Source organism: Bacillus sp. DHT2 (assembly GCF_026241455.1).
GTDB classification, from domain to species: domain Bacteria; phylum Bacillota; class Bacilli; order Bacillales; family Bacillaceae_G; genus Bacillus_A; species Bacillus_A pseudomycoides.
The window spans coordinates 1-255 of the sequence record NZ_JAPHWH010000113.1 but is presented as its reverse complement, the minus strand read 5'-3'; the positions used below and the strand labels follow the sequence as shown (position 1 = coordinate 255).

The 255-nt window shown below is 32.2% G+C and carries 1 pseudogene; it reads left to right on the top strand.

Features of this window, described 5'->3' with window-relative positions:
• A pseudogene (locus tag ORL93_RS31155) lies at positions 1–255 on the top strand (hypothetical protein); the annotation flags it as partial.

Below are 255 nucleotides of genomic sequence, written 5' to 3'. Positions count from 1 at the left end.
AAAGGATGCACAGATTGATTTAAATGATCTAGTCAAAATAGCCATATATGATAAATGGGTACAAAGAGAAGTGGATTTTGTAGATAAAGCTGAGGATCCAAAAGAGTTAACGTTTAGTGAAAAAGAAATAGAGTTATATAAAGAAATGAAACAGGAAGGTTATGCACCAATTGAGTCATTAGAACAAAAATTACAACCACTTCCTCATACAGCTAAACATGTTACAGCTTCGATGGAGAAAGAATTAAGTGGAAA